The organism is Flavobacterium subsaxonicum WB 4.1-42 = DSM 21790, assembly GCF_000422725.1.
GTDB classification, from domain to species: domain Bacteria; phylum Bacteroidota; class Bacteroidia; order Flavobacteriales; family Flavobacteriaceae; genus Flavobacterium; species Flavobacterium subsaxonicum.
The window spans coordinates 164,762-181,339 of the sequence record NZ_KE383912.1; the positions used below are offsets into that span (position 1 = coordinate 164,762).

The following is a 16,578-nucleotide window of genomic DNA, read 5'->3' on the forward strand; positions in this document are numbered from 1 at the left end:
AACCATGGAAACCACGGAAAAAAAGAAAACTAACAAAAAGTTCCTTGTGATACTTATCGTTCTTGTGCTTGTAGGCGGAACGTACGGAATTTATAAATACATACATGGGCAGGCGCACGAAACTACCGATGATGCCCAGGTAGAGAAAAACATGAACCCTATTTTACCAAGGGTAACCGGTTACATTACAAAGATTTATGTAAAAGATAACGACCTTGTTAAAAAAGGTGATACCCTTTTTACTATTGATGATAAAGATTATGTAGTGCGTGTTGAAGAGGCTAAAGCGGCCCTTGCTGCTGCCGAAGGTAGCTACGAAGCTGCTAAGGCCGATATTGGCGGTACTGCTGCCGGTATTGCGGTGTCAGATGCTAATATCCAGTCATCAAGGGGTAATATAGAGGCTGCTAAAGTAAGGGTTTGGAGGGCTAATAACGATTTTACCCGTTACCAGAACCTTTACAACAACAAATCAATCACCAAGCAACAGTTTGAGCAGGCACAGGCCGCAAAACAAGAGGCTGAGGCTAACTTAAGGGTGTTACAGCAGGCTGAAACAGCCAGCAGGTCGCAGCGTGCAGCAAGCGTATCGCGTAGCGCTGTATCGGGCAAACAGACTGATGTTGCCAATGCCAACATTAAAAGGGCGCAGGCTACGCTTAGGGCTGCCGAGCTAAACCTTTCTTACACAGTGGTTACCGCTGCTATAGACGGGCAGGTTTCTACCATAGATATCCAGCCGGGACAATTGGTACAACCGGGCCAGGCCTTGTTTTACATTATTGATGCTACTGATGGATGGGTGGTTGCTAACTTTAAAGAAACACAGATTACTAAAATGAAAGCCGGCCAGAAAGTAACCTTTGTTGCCGATGCCTACCCGGATGTTGAGTTTGAAGGTGTATTAACATCATTCTCTCCTGCTACAGGTGCCCGTTTCTCTTTGTTACCTCCTGATAATGCGACTGGTAACTTTGTAAAAACAGTACAAAGGCTTCCTGTAAAAATATCTATAACACCCAACAACGACAAAGAAAAAGTAAAACTGCTTCGCTCTGGTATGAACGTAGAAGTAGATGTACACTTAAAATAATATTATGGCAGGAGCAACAGTTCAAGCAGACGACAGTTTAGTGCTCTACGGCTTTGATCGCGTTATTATTACAATAACAGCAGTACTTTGTGCCCTGCTCGAAATTGTAGATACCACGATTGTTAACGTAGCGCTAAACGAAATGCGCGGAAGCCTTGGGGCAACTCTAACCGATGTTGCCTGGGTTATAACCGCTTATGCAATTGCTAACGTAATTGTAATACCCATGACCAGCTGGCTTTCGCTACAGTTTGGAAGACGAAACTACTTTGCAGCATCTATTATAATTTTTACCATAGCCTCTTTTGCCTGCGGTAACGCCGACAATATCTGGGAGTTAGTAGCCTTTAGGTTTATACAGGGTATGGGTGGTGGTGCCCTTTTGGTTACCGCACAAACCATTATTACAGAGAGTTACCCTGTAGAAAAACGTGGTATGGCCCAGGCCATTTACGGTATGGGTGTTATTGTAGGCCCTACCCTTGGCCCGCCTCTGGGTGGCTGGATAGTAGATAACTGGTCGTGGCCGTACATATTTTACATTAACGTACCACTTGGTATTATAGCTACTATGCTGAGCCTTATATATGTTAAGAGCCCTAAATATGGCGAAAAGCTTAAGGCAAGCCAGGTAGACTGGTGGGGTATTTTGTTCCTTATAGCCTTTATTGGGTCGCTGCAGTTTGTACTGGAGCACGGCCAGCAGGACGACTGGTTCGAATCGCATGAGATAGTAATACTTAGCATAGTAGCCGTATTTGGCTTACTGGCCTTTATATGGCGCGAAACCGTATACAAACACCCTATTGTTAACCTTAGTGTGCTAAAAGACAGCAACCTGCGTATTGGTACCATAATGTGTTTTATACTGGGCTTTGGTTTGTACGGGTCTACGTTTGTAATACCCATTTACACCCAGTCTATTTTAGGATGGACTGCCCTTGATGCCGGTATGCTACTAATACCCAGCTCTTTAATGACTGCCTTTATGATGCCGTTTATTGGTAAGATGATTCAGAATGGTGTTAAGCAAACCTATATGGTTGCAACAGGCTTTATGGTATTCTTTGGCTTTACGTTTTGGATGTTTAGCATAATGACGCCTGATACCGGTGCCGAACACATGTTCTGGCCACTGATACTTAGAGGTATAGGTTTAGGATTGCTGTTTGTACCTATTACTACCATGTCGCTTTCTACCCTTAAGGGGAAGAATATTGGCGAGGGTGCTGCCTTTACAGGGATGATGCGCCAATTGGGCGGATCGTTTGGTATTGCGTTGATATCCACCTTTATAACCCGCTTTACACAAAGCCACAGGGTTAATTTGGTGGGCCATGAAACGGTTACCGATTTCCAGACACAACAACGCCTAACCCAGCTACAGCACGGCTTTATGGCCAGGGGCTTTAGCTCCAGCGAGGCACTTCAAAAGGCCTATGCCGCTATGGAAGGTGCTGTTATGAAGCAGGCTACGGTGCTCTCTTATATGGATGTATTTCTGTACCTCGGTATCCTGTTCCTTGTGTGTATACCCTTTATTTTACTGGTAAAACAGGGTAAGAGCAAGGTAGATATGTCATCCGTTCACTAAAAAAATAATGCCGGGCATTGATAGGTGCAGTATCGCATACAATAATTAATAATAAACACTACAACTACACACAACTTTGCCCTAAGCCCGTTAAACACAAGTGTTTACGGGCTTAATTTTTAGCATTAAATCTTTCATTTTCAATCTTTTAATCTTAAATAGTTCGCTATGAACCCAAAATACAACCACTACAAAATTACGTTAGAGCACACCCACAACCCAAAGGATGATGGCCTGCAACAGCCTGTTAGCGTGGTATTTGACAACCACGACAACATTTTTAACATCATACAAAAGCTACAGGAACGCGACCTTTTTAACGATGTTAACCAGGGAACCGAGTTTGCCATAGGGCTTAAAATGTTTAGCGAGGTAATGCTTCGCAATAAAGAAAATCCTCTTTTTGAAGATTTTCAACCGGCCTTTAAAGACTTTATGAAGCGGTTAAAAAGCGGACTTTAAGCCTTATATTTCACTTTTGGACTTTGAGTTTTAGCAAAAAACCTCCGGAAATCGCTTCCGGAGGTTTTTTGTTTATTCGAGTATAAATTCTATTTCAGATACCTCGTTATTTTCAAGGGCCTTAAACCTCAGCCGTACCTCTGCCCCCTTCATAAAGGGTGTGGCAAGCAACGTAGGGCGTATGGCTTTAAAGAGTGCCTCGGCACTGGTGCCATACAGGTATAAAAAGCCATCTAACAGATCCAGAGCCATTTGGTGGCCTTCCAGCTCGCCTGTAGCCGTATTGTACAACTCAATCCGTAGCTTACTTTCCAGCTCGTGCAGCGGCTCCAGGTTTTTATGGTCGTAATTAAAATAGATCACGACCGACTGTCGGGTATCGTCACTTTCGGCCTTATCATTATTAAACAAATCGTATACGTTCATTCTTTACTTTTTATGTCATTATACCAAATAATATACCAATCGGTATATTATTATAGCTCAATTTGGGTCGTTTTTATTTTTATACCGATCGGTATTTTTATTTTAGAGTTGCAGAGTTTCCGAGTTGCAGAGTTGCAAAGTTTGAGAGTTGCAAAGTTGCAAAGTTCAAACCATCAACCATCAACCATCAACCATCAACCATCAACCATCAACCATCAACCATCAACCATCAACCAACAACCCCAAACTCTAAACCCCAAACCCCAAACTACCTCGTAAACACAATTGTGTTCCCTTTGCTCAATTTGGCATCAAAGCTATAGCCATCATAGTCAAAACCTTTAAGGCCGTTAAGGGTCTTAATGTTCTTGTCTATAATGTAGCGCACCATCATGCCCCTCGCCTTTTTGGCATAAAAGCTCACCATGCGCAGCTTGCCATCTTTATAGTCCTTAAATTCGGGTACAATAACAGGCACTTTAAGGGCTTTGGCATCAACGGCATCAAAATATTCTTTACTGGCAAGGTTAACAAACAGTTCGCCATCCTTAAGCTCGTCGTTAAGCGCTTGTGTAATAACAGGCTTCCAGAATTCGTACAGGTTCTTGTTTTCGCCAACAGGCAGGTGGGTGCCCATCTCTAAACGGTAGGGTTGCACCAAATCCAACGGCTTAAGCAAGCCGTAAAGGCCCGATAGTATCCGCAGGCTGTCCTGCAGCTTACTAACTTTAGCAGCGGGAATGGTATACGCATCTAACCCAATATACACATCGCCGTTAAAGGCATAAATGGCAGGGCGGGCATTTTTAGTGGTAAAAGGCGTTTTCCAGTCCTGGTTGCGCTGCCAGTTAAGGTCGGCCAGCTTATCGCTAATGTCCATAAGCTTGCTTAGCTGGGCAGGGGTTTTATCTTTTACAGCTTCGTGCACCAGGGCCGATTGCTCTAAAAAAGCCGGTTGCGTATGTTTTTTAACGGGTAGTTTGGTCTCAAAATCAAGCGATTTTGCAGGCGATAGTACAATTTTCATGCGTTGCTATTAATTACCCAAATGTACTGACCCCGGCGCATATAAGCAACAGAATATTTATCTTTGCGCAGCTATGCAAGCATTCTACAACAAATACAAACGCACCCTGCTCTATGGCATTAGCCTGGCCGCGCTGCTGTTTTTACTGCGCTGGCTGGAGTTTAGGTTCCTGGTGCTAAGCCACGCCATGGATATTTACATAGGTGCTATAGCCGCTATTTTTACTGCGCTGGGCATATGGCTAACGTTAAAACTGGTAAAACCCAAAACCAATACCATTGTGGTGGAAAAAGAGGTCTACCTACCGCAAACCACACCCGCCCAAATAAACCAGGCAGAAATTGATAACCTTGCCCTTAGCAAACGCGAGATGGAAGTTTTGCAGCTTATGGCGAAGGGGCTGAGCAATAAAGAAATTGCCGACGGTTTATTTGTATCTTTAAATACGGTTAAAACACATTCGTCCAACATTTTCGAGAAACTCGACGTTAAACGCCGCACCCAGGCGGTAGAAAAGTCCAAACGCCTTGGTATAATTGTGTAATATGTTGGCTTAAAGCTTAAAATCATACTAAAGTATGAGTGTGCAACTGCCCAAATTGCCCAATTTTGCAGCAACAAAATACATTAAAAACAAACCTTATGAAAAAAATTGTACTCATTTCCGGGCTTCTTGCCGGCCTTATTAGTGTACTTGGTTTTGCACTAAATGTTACCAATGTTGTAGATTTTAGCAACGGCATGCTGGTGGGCTACGCCTCTATGATTATTGGCTTCTCGCTAATATTTGTGGCCACCGTAAAGTACCGCGACAACTACTACGGCGGCAGCATAACTTTTAGCAAAGCATTTTTAATAGGCCTGTACATTACACTTATTGCATCGAGCGTTTATGTTGTGGTGTGGCTTATTACCTACTACTTTTTTATTCCGGATTATTTAGATAAGTACACCCAGCATTATTTGGAAGGCCTACAGGCCGATGGCGCATCATTAAAAGAAATTACCGACGCAAGTGCCGAGATGCAAGGCTTTAAAGAGATGTACAAGAACCCGTTTTTAAACGCCCTTATTACCTATACCGAGATATTGCCTGTAGGCCTTGCCGTATCGTTAATTAGTGCAGCCATTTTGCAACGAAAGCGTTTGGCGCTGTGATTAGGGTTGTGGTATATCATTGTATGAGATTCCTCAACTCCGCTGCGCCTGCCTCCCGGCAGGCAGGCTGCGTTCAGGATGACAAACCGCCTGTCATTTCGACGACAGGAGAAATCTCCCCTTGTTGTTGCTTAGCTCCGGAGGGGAGCGGCATATAAATTGGCATGCCGCTCTTGCTGCCGCGAGCGTCTCGCTCGTGTGCACCGCATTAGTTTACCGGTTGAGTAACTAAAGTAAATGCCGCGCTTCGACAAGCTCAGCATGACATTTACTTTAGTCACACTCATATTAGGCCTTCCACACCCCTCCTTTTCCAATTTCCGCAAAAGCGTTATATTTGTGTGAAACCCTACAGATATGAATAACTTTGCCAATATAAACAAAAGCATAAGCCGCTATGTTGATTTTACACAGCAGGAACTGGATACTTTTAATGCACTTTTAGAGTACAAAAAAGTGCCGAAAAAGACCATTATGCTACACGAGGGCGAAATGTGTAATTTCGAAGCCTTTGTAATTCAGGGTTGTGTAAGAAAATACTATATAGATGCCAACGGCTTTGAGGTTATATTGCAGTTTGCCATAGAAGATGCCTGGGTTAGCGATATTTCATTTAGCATTTATGAAGACAAACCCAGCAAGGTGTTTATCGAAACTTTAGAGGATTGCGAGTTTTATGTATTCAGTCCCGAAAGCAAAGAGGCACTCTTTAAAAAAGCACCCAAGTTCGAAAGGGCCTACCGCATATTGTTTCAGCGCAACCTTGCCGCCCTGCAAAACAGGCTTTTTAATACCATATCTAAAACCGCATTAGATAAATATGTAGAGTTTTTAGAACTGTACCCTACCCTGCCGCAACGCGTGGCACAGCATTACATAGCATCGTACCTTGGCATATCGGCCGAGTTTTTAAGCAAAACAAGAGCGAAGCTGGCAAGGAATTAATTAAAGATTTAAAATTGAAAGATTTAAAATTGCCAATTAGTTAACTTGCTGATAGGAGAATGGAGTGTACTTCAATTTTTAAATTTTAAATCTTTAAATTTTTAAATGTCCCTTTCTTGTCCCAGTTCAATGCACACCCCTTTATTATGTCGCAATTTTGTAGTGTAATAATAAAGCAACCTACCATGGACAGAAAGAATTTTATAAAAAAAGGGTTAATGGGCACCGGGATGTTTATAACATCGGCTGCCGTTGGCGATGCTCTAAATAACGATATCGACGAGATTAAACCCCTGGAGCCAATTGGGTACAACCACCTGCCCAATGCTACTACCAAAATAATGGAAAACACGGTGCTGCACAAAGCGGGCACCCGCGGCCACGCCAACCACGGCTGGCTGGATTCTCACCACACCTTTAGCTTTGCCAATTACCATAACCCCGACAGGATGCACTTTGGCGTACTGCGTGTTTTAAACGACGACCGTGTAGATGCCGGCATGGGCTTTGGCACCCACCCGCACGATAATATGGAAATAATATCCATACCTTTAGAGGGCGACCTGGAGCATAAAGACAGCATGGGCAACGCCGCCGTTATAAAAAAGGGCGACATACAGGCCATGAGCGCCGGTACCGGTATTTACCACAGCGAGTACAACAAAAATAAAGATAAGCTTACCAAGTTTCTGCAAATATGGGTGTACCCCAACAAACGCAACGTTACCCCGCGCTACGACCAGATAACGCTAAATGTGGCCGACAGGCACAACAAGCTGCAGCAAATACTATCGCCTAACGCTAACGATGCCGGCGTTTGGATCCATCAGGATGCGTGGTTCCACATGGGCAAGTTCGACGAGGGCTTTACAACCGAATATGCGCTTAAAAAACCGGGCAACGGCATTTATGCCTTTGTGCTTAAAGGCAATGTTACCATTGGCGATATTGCACTAAACGAACGCGACGGCCTTGGCATCTGGAATACTACCGCCATAGACATTACTGCCAAATCTCAGGATGCCGAAATACTGCTTATGGAAGTGCCCATGGCAATGTAAAAAAGTTTGAAAGAATTGATTTTCTTGTCCCAGTTCAATGCCGGGGCAATTATAAAGGCAGAACTTTGTACTGTCTAAAAGATTAAAAGACATTAAATAAAAACAAATTAATAAACCATAAAATTTATAACATCATGGCTACAACAAAATGGGTATTAGACCCAACACACTCAGAAGTAGGTTTTAAAGTAAAACACCTTATGTTTACCAACGTATCGGGCAACTTTACAAAATTTGAAGCTACCGCTACTTCAGACGATGAAAACTTTGACAACGCTACATTCGATTTTAGTGCCGATGTAGATTCTATCAATACCAACAATGCCGATCGTGATGGCCACCTTAAAAGCGGCGATTTCTTTGATGCAGAAAAATTCCCGAAACTAACGTTCAAATCAACATCGGTAACTAAAGCCGAAGAAGGCGAATATGTAGTTACAGGCGACCTATCGGTACACGGCGAAACCAAACCGGTTACCCTTGCAGTAGAGTTTGGCGGTATCCAGAAAGACCCTTGGGGCAACATTAAATCGGGCTTCTCTGTAGTTGGTAAACTTAATCGTAAAGATTTTGGCCTTACCTGGAACGCAGCCCTTGAAACCGGCGGTGTTATGCTTGGCGAAGAAGTAAAACTGGCTTTAGAGCTTCAGTTTGTAAAACAATAATTAGTACACGCTACTACACACACAACTCAATTTTTTATTTTCTGCAAAGCCGTGGTACCCAAAGCACCACGGCTTTGTTTTTTACTGGGGTTTAAAAACATTCTTTTGGATATTTTTGTTAAGTCTAATTCTATAACAAATTGTTTTTGAAATATATTTTTAATTAGCTTTGCACGGCCTGCAACTTTACTTTTCGCAGAGCGAATACCTTCCATGTAACCTTTTATTAAATATAGTATTCCCCATGAAAAAGTTATTTTTTATTTTGTTGTGTATAGTTAGTATTAATTGTTTTGCGCAATCTATGAACTACCCGGGTGAGGCGGTAGAAATGCTGGAAGGCAAAGAATTAAAAGTGCAAACACTACGAGAAAGCCTGCAAAAATTTGGTTATGAAGGTTTCTACACCGATGAAACTGTTAAGAAAGTATATAAAAAAGGAAGTTTAAATACTAAATATGATGCTTTAGTAGGTAAGGTTTTTAAAGTTATTTCATACAAACCAAATGCAGGTAACTACATTATAAAACTTGAAAATTCTGACATAGGAACCTTATATTATAAATACGATAAGAATCGCGACTTTGACTACCATTTTGAAGTAGTGGGCGGATTAACGTTTCCTGATGGTTTTTTTTGCAAGTATAATAAAATCGATAAAACATGGAATTCAGCTGCAGTAAAATACGATTATGTTAGCCATACTCCTTGCACAGAAGATATTTGCTTGTATGGCGATAATAACGACTTTGCAATTCATGTACTTATTACAGCCAGTGCAGATCGTAAAGAAACAGGGCTTAAAGGCCTGACACTTGTATTAGAAAATGGCAAAGAAGTATCGTTCCCTGAGGCATCAGTAGATGTAGAAAGTGCAACAAATATGTACAACTACAGAACAAGTGCCGATGTTAACCAACAACAATTACTGCTACTTAAAGAAAGCCCAATAGCCAAAAAGATAGTAGGTAATAAAGAGCAGAAAGTAGAAGAAGGCAGGCTTATAATGGAATACATAAAATGCCTTGCTAAATAGGCAGACCATTTAAACGGTATATTTTATTTTCCTGTAGCAAATTAATCCAACCAAAATTTTACCACTTGGGCTATAAAACTGCATTCAAACTTTTAAAATCCGTGAAAATTCGCGTCATCCGCGTTCCATCAAATAACCAAATCTTCAAATTACCAAATAAACTATTCTTAAAATATTTGCTCAGTAAAAATACCTTTACTACTTTTGACTTATGATTTTACAATCGAACAACATATCTGTAAATTTTTGGTGGTGGCAGTCAACTCTTTTAGTGACTGTTGCCTAAACACGTATATATACCATTATGTTTAAACGGCTTGTCACAATGTGGCAAGCCGTTTTTCTTTTTACCCAAAAATTATAATCCAAATGAACGTACATACCCAAGCCTACTCTTTTAACGCCGACATGTATACTGCCGTTGGCCTGTACATGGGGCTGCGCAACCACTACCGCAAACCCTGCCTGCTGGAGGGTAACGATTACCACTCCCGCGCCGACAGCACCTCGTACATCGGGCTCGACCCGCTTATAGAAATCAACGTGTTCGATGCCGTTATTACTATAGATGTGGCCGGCCAAAAAACTGAGCACCCCATTACAGATAAGCGCAAAGTAACCCAACAGGTACGCCAAATAATAGCCGGTTTTAATTTTGAAACCCAGTTTGCCAACAACGGCTTTCTTACCTACTTTGGTTTCGAATATTCGCATTTTGAAGAAACGGTTGCTGCCGAAAAACCATCGGGGCTCAACATGCCCAAGGCCTACTTTATATTATATAAGTATTTAATAGTGCTGGACCATTTTCATGATACCGGCGAAATTCTTTACAATTCGTTAGACGGTACCGTGGTGCCCGACACCCATTTTGAGGCCCTGTTGCGCAGGCAGAGCTTTACGCTGTTGCCTTTTGAAACCAAAGGCGACGAAAACCCCCCAGTGGCCGGCAACGAGTTTATCGATCTGGTAAACAAAGCCAAAGAGCACATTTACAGGGGCGATGTTTTTCAGCTGGTGGTATCGCGCCCGTTTTCGCAGCCTTTTTTTGGCGATGATTTCGAGGTATACCGCCAACTGCGCAGGCTAAACCCCTCGCCTTACCTGTTTTATGTAGATATGGAATCGTACCGATTGATGGGGTCTTCGCCCGAAACCCAAATACGCCTTAAAGACGGCCTGGCATCCATACACCCCATTGCGGGCACGGTTAAAAAAACCGGCAATGCCGCAACCGACGTATACAATACTAACGAATTGCTGCACGACGAAAAAGAAAACGCCGAGCACACCATGCTTGTAGACCTTGCCCGTAACGACCTCAGCAAATATTGCAACAACGTGCACATAGCATCGTATAAAGAGGTGCAGCATTTTTCGCACGTAATACACTTAGTGTCTAAAGTTACCGGCCAGGCCGAGGCCACCGATGCGCTAACGCTATTTGCGGGTACCTTTCCGGCCGGAACGTTATCGGGTACACCCAAACCCGAGGCATTAAAGCTGATCCAGAAGTACGAGGCGAGTCCGCGCGAATACTACGGTGGCGCCATAGGCTTTTTAGGCACCGATGGTAACATGAACCTTGCCATTGTAATACGCAGCATTTTTAGCAAAAACAACGAGTTGCACTACCGCGCCGGTGCCGGTGTGGTGTTAGACTCTGTACCCGAAAACGAACTACAGGAAGTAAACAATAAACTGGGGGCCGTTCGCCGCGCAATTGCCGCGGCCAACCTGAAACCTTAAGAGTGCACTACTTTTGACTTTAAAAACTTTCGACTTTAAGACTTTAAGACTCCGATAATGAAAATAGGTATAATAGATAATTTCGACTCCTTTGTATACAACCTTGTGCGCTATGTGCGCGAGACTGATAATGTAGAGGTAATAGTGCAGCGCAACAACGAGGTAGATTATGATGAGCTGGACACCTGCGATGCCCTGCTGCTGTCACCCGGGCCGGGCATTCCGTCCGAAGCCGGTGAGCTGCTACAGGTTATAAAGCGCTATTCCGGCAGTAAAAAAATGCTGGGTGTTTGCCTGGGCCATCAGGCTATAGCCGAGGTTTTTGGCGGCCACTTAGAGCAGTGCCCCGAGCCTGTACATGGTAAGGCAACCGATATGAACATACTGGTGGCCGACCCGCTTTTTGAAGGACTGCCGCAAACCATGCCCGTGGGCCGTTACCACAGCTGGAAAATCACGGCACACGATAATCCGCTGCTGCAAATAACAGCCCAAACACCCGATGGTACCGTTATGGCACTGCGCCACGCCACCCATGCCACCAGCGGCGTGCAGTTTCACCCGGAATCGGTGTTAACCCCGCAGGGCAGGCAAATAATAGAAAACTGGATACGGGAGTAATTAGTGGCTGAGCCACAGGGCTTATGAACCTTACCGCCAACGGAGAGCCGAGAACGGGTACAGATCTAATACTAAATAGTCCTCACCCCCAACCCCTCTCCGAAGGAGAGGGGAGCCAGGAACGGGTACAGTTCGGCAATTAATAATAAGTATATTATACACAATCAAAACAGCCGAGTGTAGCTACCCCCTCTCCTTCGGAGAGGGCTGGGGAGAGGACGGATACAGTTTGATATTTACAAGAAATAGCATTTGACCTCACCCCCAACCCCTCTCCTTTGGAGAGGGGAGCCGAGAACGGGTATAGTTCGGTAATATTGACTTAAGAAATAATAGTACCCCAAACAGCTGAGTGTAGCTGCTCCCTCTCCTTCGGAGAGGGCTGGGGAGAGGACTAAAACTTTGAAACTTAAAAAAAATGAAACACATTCTCGATAAAATAATAACCCGCGCCCACCTCGATAAAACCGAGGCTTACAACTGCATGCTTGCTATAGGCAACGGCACGTTGAATGATGCGCAAACCGTAGCCCTTATTACCGGCATACAAATGCGCGGCCTGCAACTGGACGAGCTTAACGGCTTTCGCGAAGCACTGTTGGAACTCGCCCTGCCCATGCATTTTGATGTAGGCGACAGCATAGACGTTTGCGGCACCGGTGGCGATGGCAAGAATACGTTTAACATCTCTACAGCTACGGCGTTTGTACTGGCCGGTATGGGCTACAAGGTGGTAAAGCACGGCAACTACGGCGTAAGTTCGCTTTGTGGGTCGAGCAACGTGCTCGAAAATTTAGGCTACACCTTTACCAACAATCAAGATGCACTGCAAAAACAACTGGACAGCGCCAATATATGCTTTATGCATGCACCGTTGTTTCATCCGGCGTTAAAGGCCGTGGCGCCATTGCGCAAGGCACTGGGCATTGCCACGTTTTTTAACAGCATGGGGCCACTGGTAAATCCGGCAAACCCCACGCACCAGTTGTCGGGCACCTACTCGTTAGAGCTGGCACGCCAGTACCAGCACGCATTGCGCAAAGAGCGTAAAGAATTTACGGTGCTGCACGGCATGGATGGCTTTGATGAGCTTACCTTTATAGGAGTAACGCGTGTGCTGGGTCAGCAACGGGATGAGCTCATTGAGGGCTCTCCGCTGCAATCGGCCATCCAACTGTCTCAAATATCCGGTGGCGATACCGTCGAGGCCGCTGCAAAATTGCTGGCCAACCTGCTACAGGGCAACGGTACAGAGCAGCAAAACACCGTATTGGCAGGTAATGTAGCACTGGCGTTGCAAACCTTTAGCCCACAAAAAAGTTTTGAAATGGCTTTTGCCGAAGCGCATGAGGCTGTGCTATCGGGCAACGCCATTAATCCCCTAAAAAAGATTACGATATGAATGTATTAGAGCAAATAGTTATCAATAAACGCCGGGAGGTAGAACTGGTTAAGCAGTCTTTTTCTATAGACAGCTTCCGCGAAAGCGAGCATTTTAACAGGGAAACCATTTCTTTAACCGATGCCATAACAAAAGCGGGCTTTGGCATTATAGCCGAGATAAAACGCAAGTCGCCCAGTGGTGGCGATATAAAACTGGGGCTCGATGTAGCCGAACAGGCCGCATTTTACGAACACAACGGCGCAAGCGGCATTTCGATTCTAACCGATAAAGACTACTTCGGCGGAAGCCTTAACGATATTGCCGCGGCACGCAGGGTGGTGCATTTGCCCCTGCTGCGCAAAGAATTTATAATAGACGAAATTCAGCTGTACGAGGCCAAAGCCGCCGGTGCCGATGCCGTGCTGCTTATAGGTGCCATACTACAGCCGCAGGAGGCCGCCTACCTTACCAATGTGGCCCGCAACCTGGGTCTTGAGGTTTTGTATGAAGTGCATACGGCAGAGGAAGTAGCTTTTATTCCTGCCGAGGCCGATCTTGTTGCTGTTAATAACCGCGACCTTAAAGCACAGCAAACTTCGCTACAGCATTCGTTCGACCTTATAAAGATCCTGCCAAAGCACATTCCCGCCATATCGGCATCAGGAATCAGCACTTCGCAGGATATTGGGGCGCTAAGGGCAGCCGGTTTTAAAGGGGCACTCATCGGCGAAAGCATTTTACGCGAGGGCCACCTTGCCGAACTGGTTAAAAACCTAAAGCCATGATTAAGGTATGCGGGCTAACCGATAACGCCAGCAGCAAACAGGTAGCCAATCTTGATGGCGTAAACCACCTGGGCTTTATATTTTACGAAGGTTCCAAACGATTTACTACTACAAGCTTTTATACTAATAAGAAAAAAGTAGGTGTGTTTGTAAACGCTTCCGCAGAGTATATTAAAGAGCAGGTGCTGCAACATAAACTGGATGCGGTACAATTGCACGGCAGCGAGAGCCCTGATTTTATAAGGCAATTGCCCCACGGCATTAAAATAATTAAAGCCTTTGGCATTGCCACCGAGGCCGACCTGGATACTACCCAAGCTTATGAGGGCCTGGCCGATTACTTTTTATTCGACACCAAAAGCGAGAGCCACGGCGGCACAGGTACCGCTTTTAACTGGCGGGTGTTAAGCAACTATAAAGGCAACACGCCTTTTATACTAAGTGGTGGCATAGGGCCGGATTCGGCACGGGCACTACAGCAGTTTAGCCACCCAAAATTAGCGGGCTACGACCTTAACAGCCGTTTTGAGGTTGCCCCAAAAGAAAAAGACCCAACGGCAATTGCCAACTTTTTAAAATTACTAAAAATGAAAACACCCTCTTATTTAGATACCGACTCGCTTGGCTTTTATGGCGAATTTGGCGGTGCCTATGTGCCGGAACTGCTTCGCCCCAATGTAGAAGAACTGGATGCGGCTTTTAATGCCTATTGCTTTACCGAAGCCTTTGAAACTGATTATAAACAACTGCTTAAAGATTTTGTGGGCCGCCCTACCCCACTGTACTTCGCCGGCAGGCTAAGCGAAAAATACGGTGCCACTATTTACCTAAAGCGCGAAGACCTTTGCCATACCGGTGCGCATAAAGTAAACAATACTGTGGGCCAGATACTGCTTGCCAAACACATGGGCAAAACCAATATTATTGCCGAAACCGGTGCCGGCCAGCATGGTGTGGCAACCGCCACCGTTTGCGCGCTTATGGGGCTTAACTGCATTGTGTACATGGGCGAAAAAGATATAGAGCGCCAGGCACCCAACGTGCAACGCATGAAAATGCTTGGCGCCGAAGTTCGCCCGGCAACATCGGGCAGTAAAACGCTTAAAGATGCCACCAACGAGGCCATTCGCCATTGGATTAACCACCCCGACTCCTACTACCTTATTGGCAGTGTGGTGGGGCCGCACCCCTACCCAAAAATTGTGGCGTACTTTCAGTCGGTTATCTCTAAAGAGATGGAGCAACAGCTGTTAGAAAAAACCGGCAAAACCTACCCTAACAAGGTAATTGCCTGTGTAGGCGGCGGCAGTAACGCAGCCGGGGCATTCTATCAATATTACGATAATGCCGATGTAGAGCTTGTAGCTGTAGAGGCAGCCGGTTTGGGTGTCGATTCGGGCAAGTCGGCCGCCACGAGCATACTGGGTACACCGGGTGTACTGCACGGCAGCCTGACCCTTTTAATGCAGGACGAAGATGGCCAGGTGACTGAACCACACTCTATTTCGGCAGGGTTAGATTACCCGGGCATCGGGCCGCTGCACGCGCATACCATTGCCACAGGGCGCGCCACCAGCATTGCGATTACCGACGATGAGGCACTGGCTTCGGCATTAGAATTGTCGTTGTTAGAGGGCATTATTCCGGCTTTAGAAAGCGCGCATGCCCTTTCTGCGCTAAGCAAAATGGAATTAAAGAAAGATGATATTATTGTGGTAAACCTTTCGGGGCGCGGCGACAAGGATATGAATACGTACATGGAAAAATTCTCAAACTTATGAATCGGTTTAAAAAAGAAAGCAAGCAGGTAAGCATTTTTGTAACGGCAGGCTACCCCCATTTCGACAGTCTTAAAGGGCAGCTATTGCAGCTACAGGAACTGGGCGTTGATTTTGCCGAGGTAGGCATACCGTTCTCCGACCCGATGGCCGATGGCCCCGTAATACAGGAAACCAGCAGCATTGCCCTTGCCAATGGCATGAAGCTGGGCCTACTTTTGCAACAACTGGAAGCCATGCAAAACGAAATTCACATTCCGTTAGTGCTAATGGGGTATTTAAACCCCGTGCTGCAATTTGGGCTGGATGCCTTTCTTCAAAAGTGTCAAAACCTCAACATAGCATCGCTTATTTTACCCGACCTATCGGTAGAATTGTACGAAACAAAGTATAAGCAGGCATTTGAAAAGTACGGCATTCCAGTTACGTTTTTAGTCACCCCCCTAACCCCCGATGCCCGCGTACAACGCATTGCACAGGTATGCCAAAACAGCTTTGTGTACTTGGTGGGGCAAAACGGTATTACCGGCCAGGGCTACGATATTAGCAGCACGCTATCTACGCGCTATGCCGAACTTAAATCGCTTTGTGGCAGCACACCGCTTTTTCTTGGTTTTGGTATCGATTCTAAAGCCAAAAAAGAACAGGCTTTTAGTAGTGTTGACGGTGTTATTGTAGGCACCGCGTATTTAAAGGCCGTTAAGGCTGGAAATGAAGGTGAGTTTTTGAGGGGGTTGGTGTAGTGTGTAATATTTTTTTGTAGGTTTATAACGATGGTAATAATCACTACTAAA

The 16,578-nt window shown here is 45.0% G+C and carries 18 protein-coding genes; 15 read left to right on the forward strand and 3 right to left on the reverse strand.

Features of this window, described 5'->3' with window-relative positions:
• The first annotated feature begins 4 nt into the window (after nucleotides 1-4).
• The 3 genes from G509_RS0120620 to G509_RS0120630 all read left to right on the forward strand — a co-directional run bounded on the left by G509_RS0120620 (nucleotide 5) and on the right by G509_RS0120630 (nucleotide 3,149).
• Nucleotides 5-1,093, forward strand: a complete 1,089-nt coding sequence (locus G509_RS0120620; RefSeq protein ID WP_026993283.1) for an HlyD family secretion protein — start codon at nucleotides 5-7, stop codon at nucleotides 1,091-1,093.
• A gap of 4 nt (nucleotides 1,094-1,097) precedes the next feature.
• Nucleotides 1,098-2,687: an MDR family MFS transporter gene (locus tag G509_RS0120625; protein WP_026993284.1), complete on the forward strand. Its 1,590-nt coding sequence runs from the start codon at nucleotides 1,098-1,100 to the stop codon at nucleotides 2,685-2,687.
• A 168-nt stretch (nucleotides 2,688-2,855) separates the two neighbouring features.
• On the forward strand, nucleotides 2,856-3,149 hold the full coding sequence (locus tag G509_RS0120630; protein WP_026993285.1) for a DUF3861 domain-containing protein: 294 nt from the start codon (nucleotides 2,856-2,858) through the stop codon (nucleotides 3,147-3,149).
• A 72-nt stretch (nucleotides 3,150-3,221) separates the two neighbouring features.
• On the opposite strand, the gene G509_RS0120635 is transcribed toward G509_RS0120630, so the two are convergent.
• The gene (locus tag G509_RS0120635) at nucleotides 3,222-3,575 is read right to left on the reverse strand and encodes a hypothetical protein (protein ID WP_026993286.1); all 354 of its coding nucleotides are present in this window, start codon (nucleotides 3,573-3,575) and stop codon (nucleotides 3,222-3,224) included.
• Nucleotides 3,576-3,843: 268 nt separating this feature from the next.
• Entirely contained in the window at nucleotides 3,844-4,602 is a 759-nt protein-coding gene (gene yaaA / locus G509_RS0120640; protein WP_026993287.1) for a peroxide stress protein YaaA, read from the reverse strand.
• A 73-nt stretch (nucleotides 4,603-4,675) separates the two neighbouring features.
• On the opposite strand from yaaA, the gene G509_RS0120645 reads away from it, so the two are divergent.
• The 5 genes from G509_RS0120645 (at nucleotide 4,676) to G509_RS0120665 (ending at nucleotide 8,431) form a co-directional block, all read left to right on the forward strand.
• Nucleotides 4,676-5,146 (forward strand): helix-turn-helix transcriptional regulator, encoded by a 471-nt coding sequence (locus G509_RS0120645; RefSeq protein WP_026993288.1) that lies wholly within the window; start codon nucleotides 4,676-4,678, stop codon nucleotides 5,144-5,146.
• A 98-nt stretch (nucleotides 5,147-5,244) separates the two neighbouring features.
• Nucleotides 5,245-5,760: a DUF4199 domain-containing protein gene (locus G509_RS0120650; protein WP_026993289.1), complete on the forward strand. Its 516-nt coding sequence runs from the start codon at nucleotides 5,245-5,247 to the stop codon at nucleotides 5,758-5,760.
• Nucleotides 5,761-6,117: 357 nt separating this feature from the next.
• The gene (locus tag G509_RS0120655) at nucleotides 6,118-6,705 is read left to right on the forward strand and encodes a Crp/Fnr family transcriptional regulator (RefSeq protein ID WP_026993290.1); all 588 of its coding nucleotides are present in this window, start codon (nucleotides 6,118-6,120) and stop codon (nucleotides 6,703-6,705) included.
• A gap of 341 nt (nucleotides 6,706-7,046) precedes the next feature.
• Entirely contained in the window at nucleotides 7,047-7,766 is a 720-nt protein-coding gene (locus tag G509_RS0120660) for a pirin family protein (RefSeq protein WP_207382714.1), read from the forward strand.
• A 134-nt stretch (nucleotides 7,767-7,900) separates the two neighbouring features.
• Nucleotides 7,901-8,431: a YceI family protein gene (locus tag G509_RS0120665; RefSeq protein ID WP_026993292.1), complete on the forward strand. Its 531-nt coding sequence runs from the start codon at nucleotides 7,901-7,903 to the stop codon at nucleotides 8,429-8,431.
• A 26-nt stretch (nucleotides 8,432-8,457) separates the two neighbouring features.
• Here G509_RS0120665 and G509_RS0120670 read toward each other — a convergent pair whose 3' ends face one another.
• Entirely contained in the window at nucleotides 8,458-8,646 is a 189-nt protein-coding gene (locus tag G509_RS0120670; RefSeq protein WP_026993293.1) for a hypothetical protein, read from the reverse strand.
• A 29-nt stretch (nucleotides 8,647-8,675) separates the two neighbouring features.
• Here G509_RS0120670 and G509_RS0120675 point away from each other — a divergent pair, with 29 nt between their 5' ends.
• From G509_RS0120675 to trpA, 7 genes are all read left to right on the forward strand, one after another.
• A complete protein-coding gene (locus G509_RS0120675) occupies nucleotides 8,676-9,467 on the forward strand; it encodes a hypothetical protein (RefSeq protein WP_154657787.1) in 792 nt (263 codons plus the stop codon).
• A 369-nt stretch (nucleotides 9,468-9,836) separates the two neighbouring features.
• Nucleotides 9,837-11,216: an anthranilate synthase component I family protein gene (locus tag G509_RS0120680; RefSeq protein ID WP_026993295.1), complete on the forward strand. Its 1,380-nt coding sequence runs from the start codon at nucleotides 9,837-9,839 to the stop codon at nucleotides 11,214-11,216.
• Nucleotides 11,217-11,273: 57 nt separating this feature from the next.
• On the forward strand, nucleotides 11,274-11,837 hold the full coding sequence (locus G509_RS0120685) for an anthranilate synthase component II (protein WP_026993296.1): 564 nt from the start codon (nucleotides 11,274-11,276) through the stop codon (nucleotides 11,835-11,837).
• Between the two features lie 418 nt (nucleotides 11,838-12,255).
• Nucleotides 12,256-13,239 (forward strand): anthranilate phosphoribosyltransferase, encoded by a 984-nt coding sequence (trpD, locus tag G509_RS0120690; protein ID WP_026993297.1) that lies wholly within the window; start codon nucleotides 12,256-12,258, stop codon nucleotides 13,237-13,239.
• Complete coding sequence (locus G509_RS0120695) at nucleotides 13,236-14,006, forward strand: indole-3-glycerol phosphate synthase TrpC (protein WP_026993298.1); 771 nt, start codon at nucleotides 13,236-13,238, stop codon at nucleotides 14,004-14,006. Before trpD ends, G509_RS0120695 begins: the two co-directional genes overlap by 4 nt.
• Complete coding sequence (gene trpB, locus G509_RS22630) at nucleotides 14,003-15,787, forward strand: tryptophan synthase subunit beta (RefSeq protein ID WP_081663357.1); 1,785 nt, start codon at nucleotides 14,003-14,005, stop codon at nucleotides 15,785-15,787. Before G509_RS0120695 ends, trpB begins: the two co-directional genes overlap by 4 nt.
• Nucleotides 15,784-16,527, forward strand: coding sequence for a tryptophan synthase subunit alpha (gene trpA, locus G509_RS0120705; RefSeq protein ID WP_035739412.1), 744 nt, complete (start codon nucleotides 15,784-15,786; stop codon nucleotides 16,525-16,527). The genes trpB and trpA overlap by 4 nt, the downstream gene beginning before the upstream one ends.
• The last annotated feature ends 51 nt before the right edge of the window (nucleotides 16,528-16,578 follow it).

Bases quoted from the DNA above. Each gene is read 5' to 3' on its own strand.
- trpB (WP_081663357.1), top strand. From the start codon at position 14,003: ATGATTAAGGTATGCGGGCTAACCGATAACGCCAGCAGCAAACAGGTA.
- G509_RS0120630 (WP_026993285.1), top strand. From the start codon at position 2,856: ATGAACCCAAAATACAACCACTACAAAATTACGTTAGAGCACACCCAC.
- G509_RS0120645 (WP_026993288.1), top strand. From the start codon at position 4,676: ATGCAAGCATTCTACAACAAATACAAACGCACCCTGCTCTATGGCATT.
- G509_RS0120675 (WP_154657787.1), top strand. From the start codon at position 8,676: ATGAAAAAGTTATTTTTTATTTTGTTGTGTATAGTTAGTATTAATTGT.
- G509_RS0120685 (WP_026993296.1), top strand. From the start codon at position 11,274: ATGAAAATAGGTATAATAGATAATTTCGACTCCTTTGTATACAACCTT.
- trpD (WP_026993297.1), top strand. From the start codon at position 12,256: ATGAAACACATTCTCGATAAAATAATAACCCGCGCCCACCTCGATAAA.
- G509_RS0120660 (WP_207382714.1), top strand. From the start codon at position 7,047: ATGGAAAACACGGTGCTGCACAAAGCGGGCACCCGCGGCCACGCCAAC.
- G509_RS0120655 (WP_026993290.1), top strand. From the start codon at position 6,118: ATGAATAACTTTGCCAATATAAACAAAAGCATAAGCCGCTATGTTGAT.
- G509_RS0120625 (WP_026993284.1), top strand. From the start codon at position 1,098: ATGGCAGGAGCAACAGTTCAAGCAGACGACAGTTTAGTGCTCTACGGC.
- G509_RS0120680 (WP_026993295.1), top strand. From the start codon at position 9,837: ATGAACGTACATACCCAAGCCTACTCTTTTAACGCCGACATGTATACT.
- G509_RS0120695 (WP_026993298.1), top strand. From the start codon at position 13,236: ATGAATGTATTAGAGCAAATAGTTATCAATAAACGCCGGGAGGTAGAA.
- yaaA (WP_026993287.1), bottom strand. From the start codon at position 4,602: ATGAAAATTGTACTATCGCCTGCAAAATCGCTTGATTTTGAGACCAAA.
- G509_RS0120635 (WP_026993286.1), bottom strand. From the start codon at position 3,575: ATGAACGTATACGATTTGTTTAATAATGATAAGGCCGAAAGTGACGAT.
- G509_RS0120670 (WP_026993293.1), bottom strand. From the start codon at position 8,646: ATGGAAGGTATTCGCTCTGCGAAAAGTAAAGTTGCAGGCCGTGCAAAG.
- G509_RS0120650 (WP_026993289.1), top strand. From the start codon at position 5,245: ATGAAAAAAATTGTACTCATTTCCGGGCTTCTTGCCGGCCTTATTAGT.
- G509_RS0120620 (WP_026993283.1), top strand. From the start codon at position 5: ATGGAAACCACGGAAAAAAAGAAAACTAACAAAAAGTTCCTTGTGATA.
- G509_RS0120665 (WP_026993292.1), top strand. From the start codon at position 7,901: ATGGCTACAACAAAATGGGTATTAGACCCAACACACTCAGAAGTAGGT.
- trpA (WP_035739412.1), top strand. From the start codon at position 15,784: ATGAATCGGTTTAAAAAAGAAAGCAAGCAGGTAAGCATTTTTGTAACG.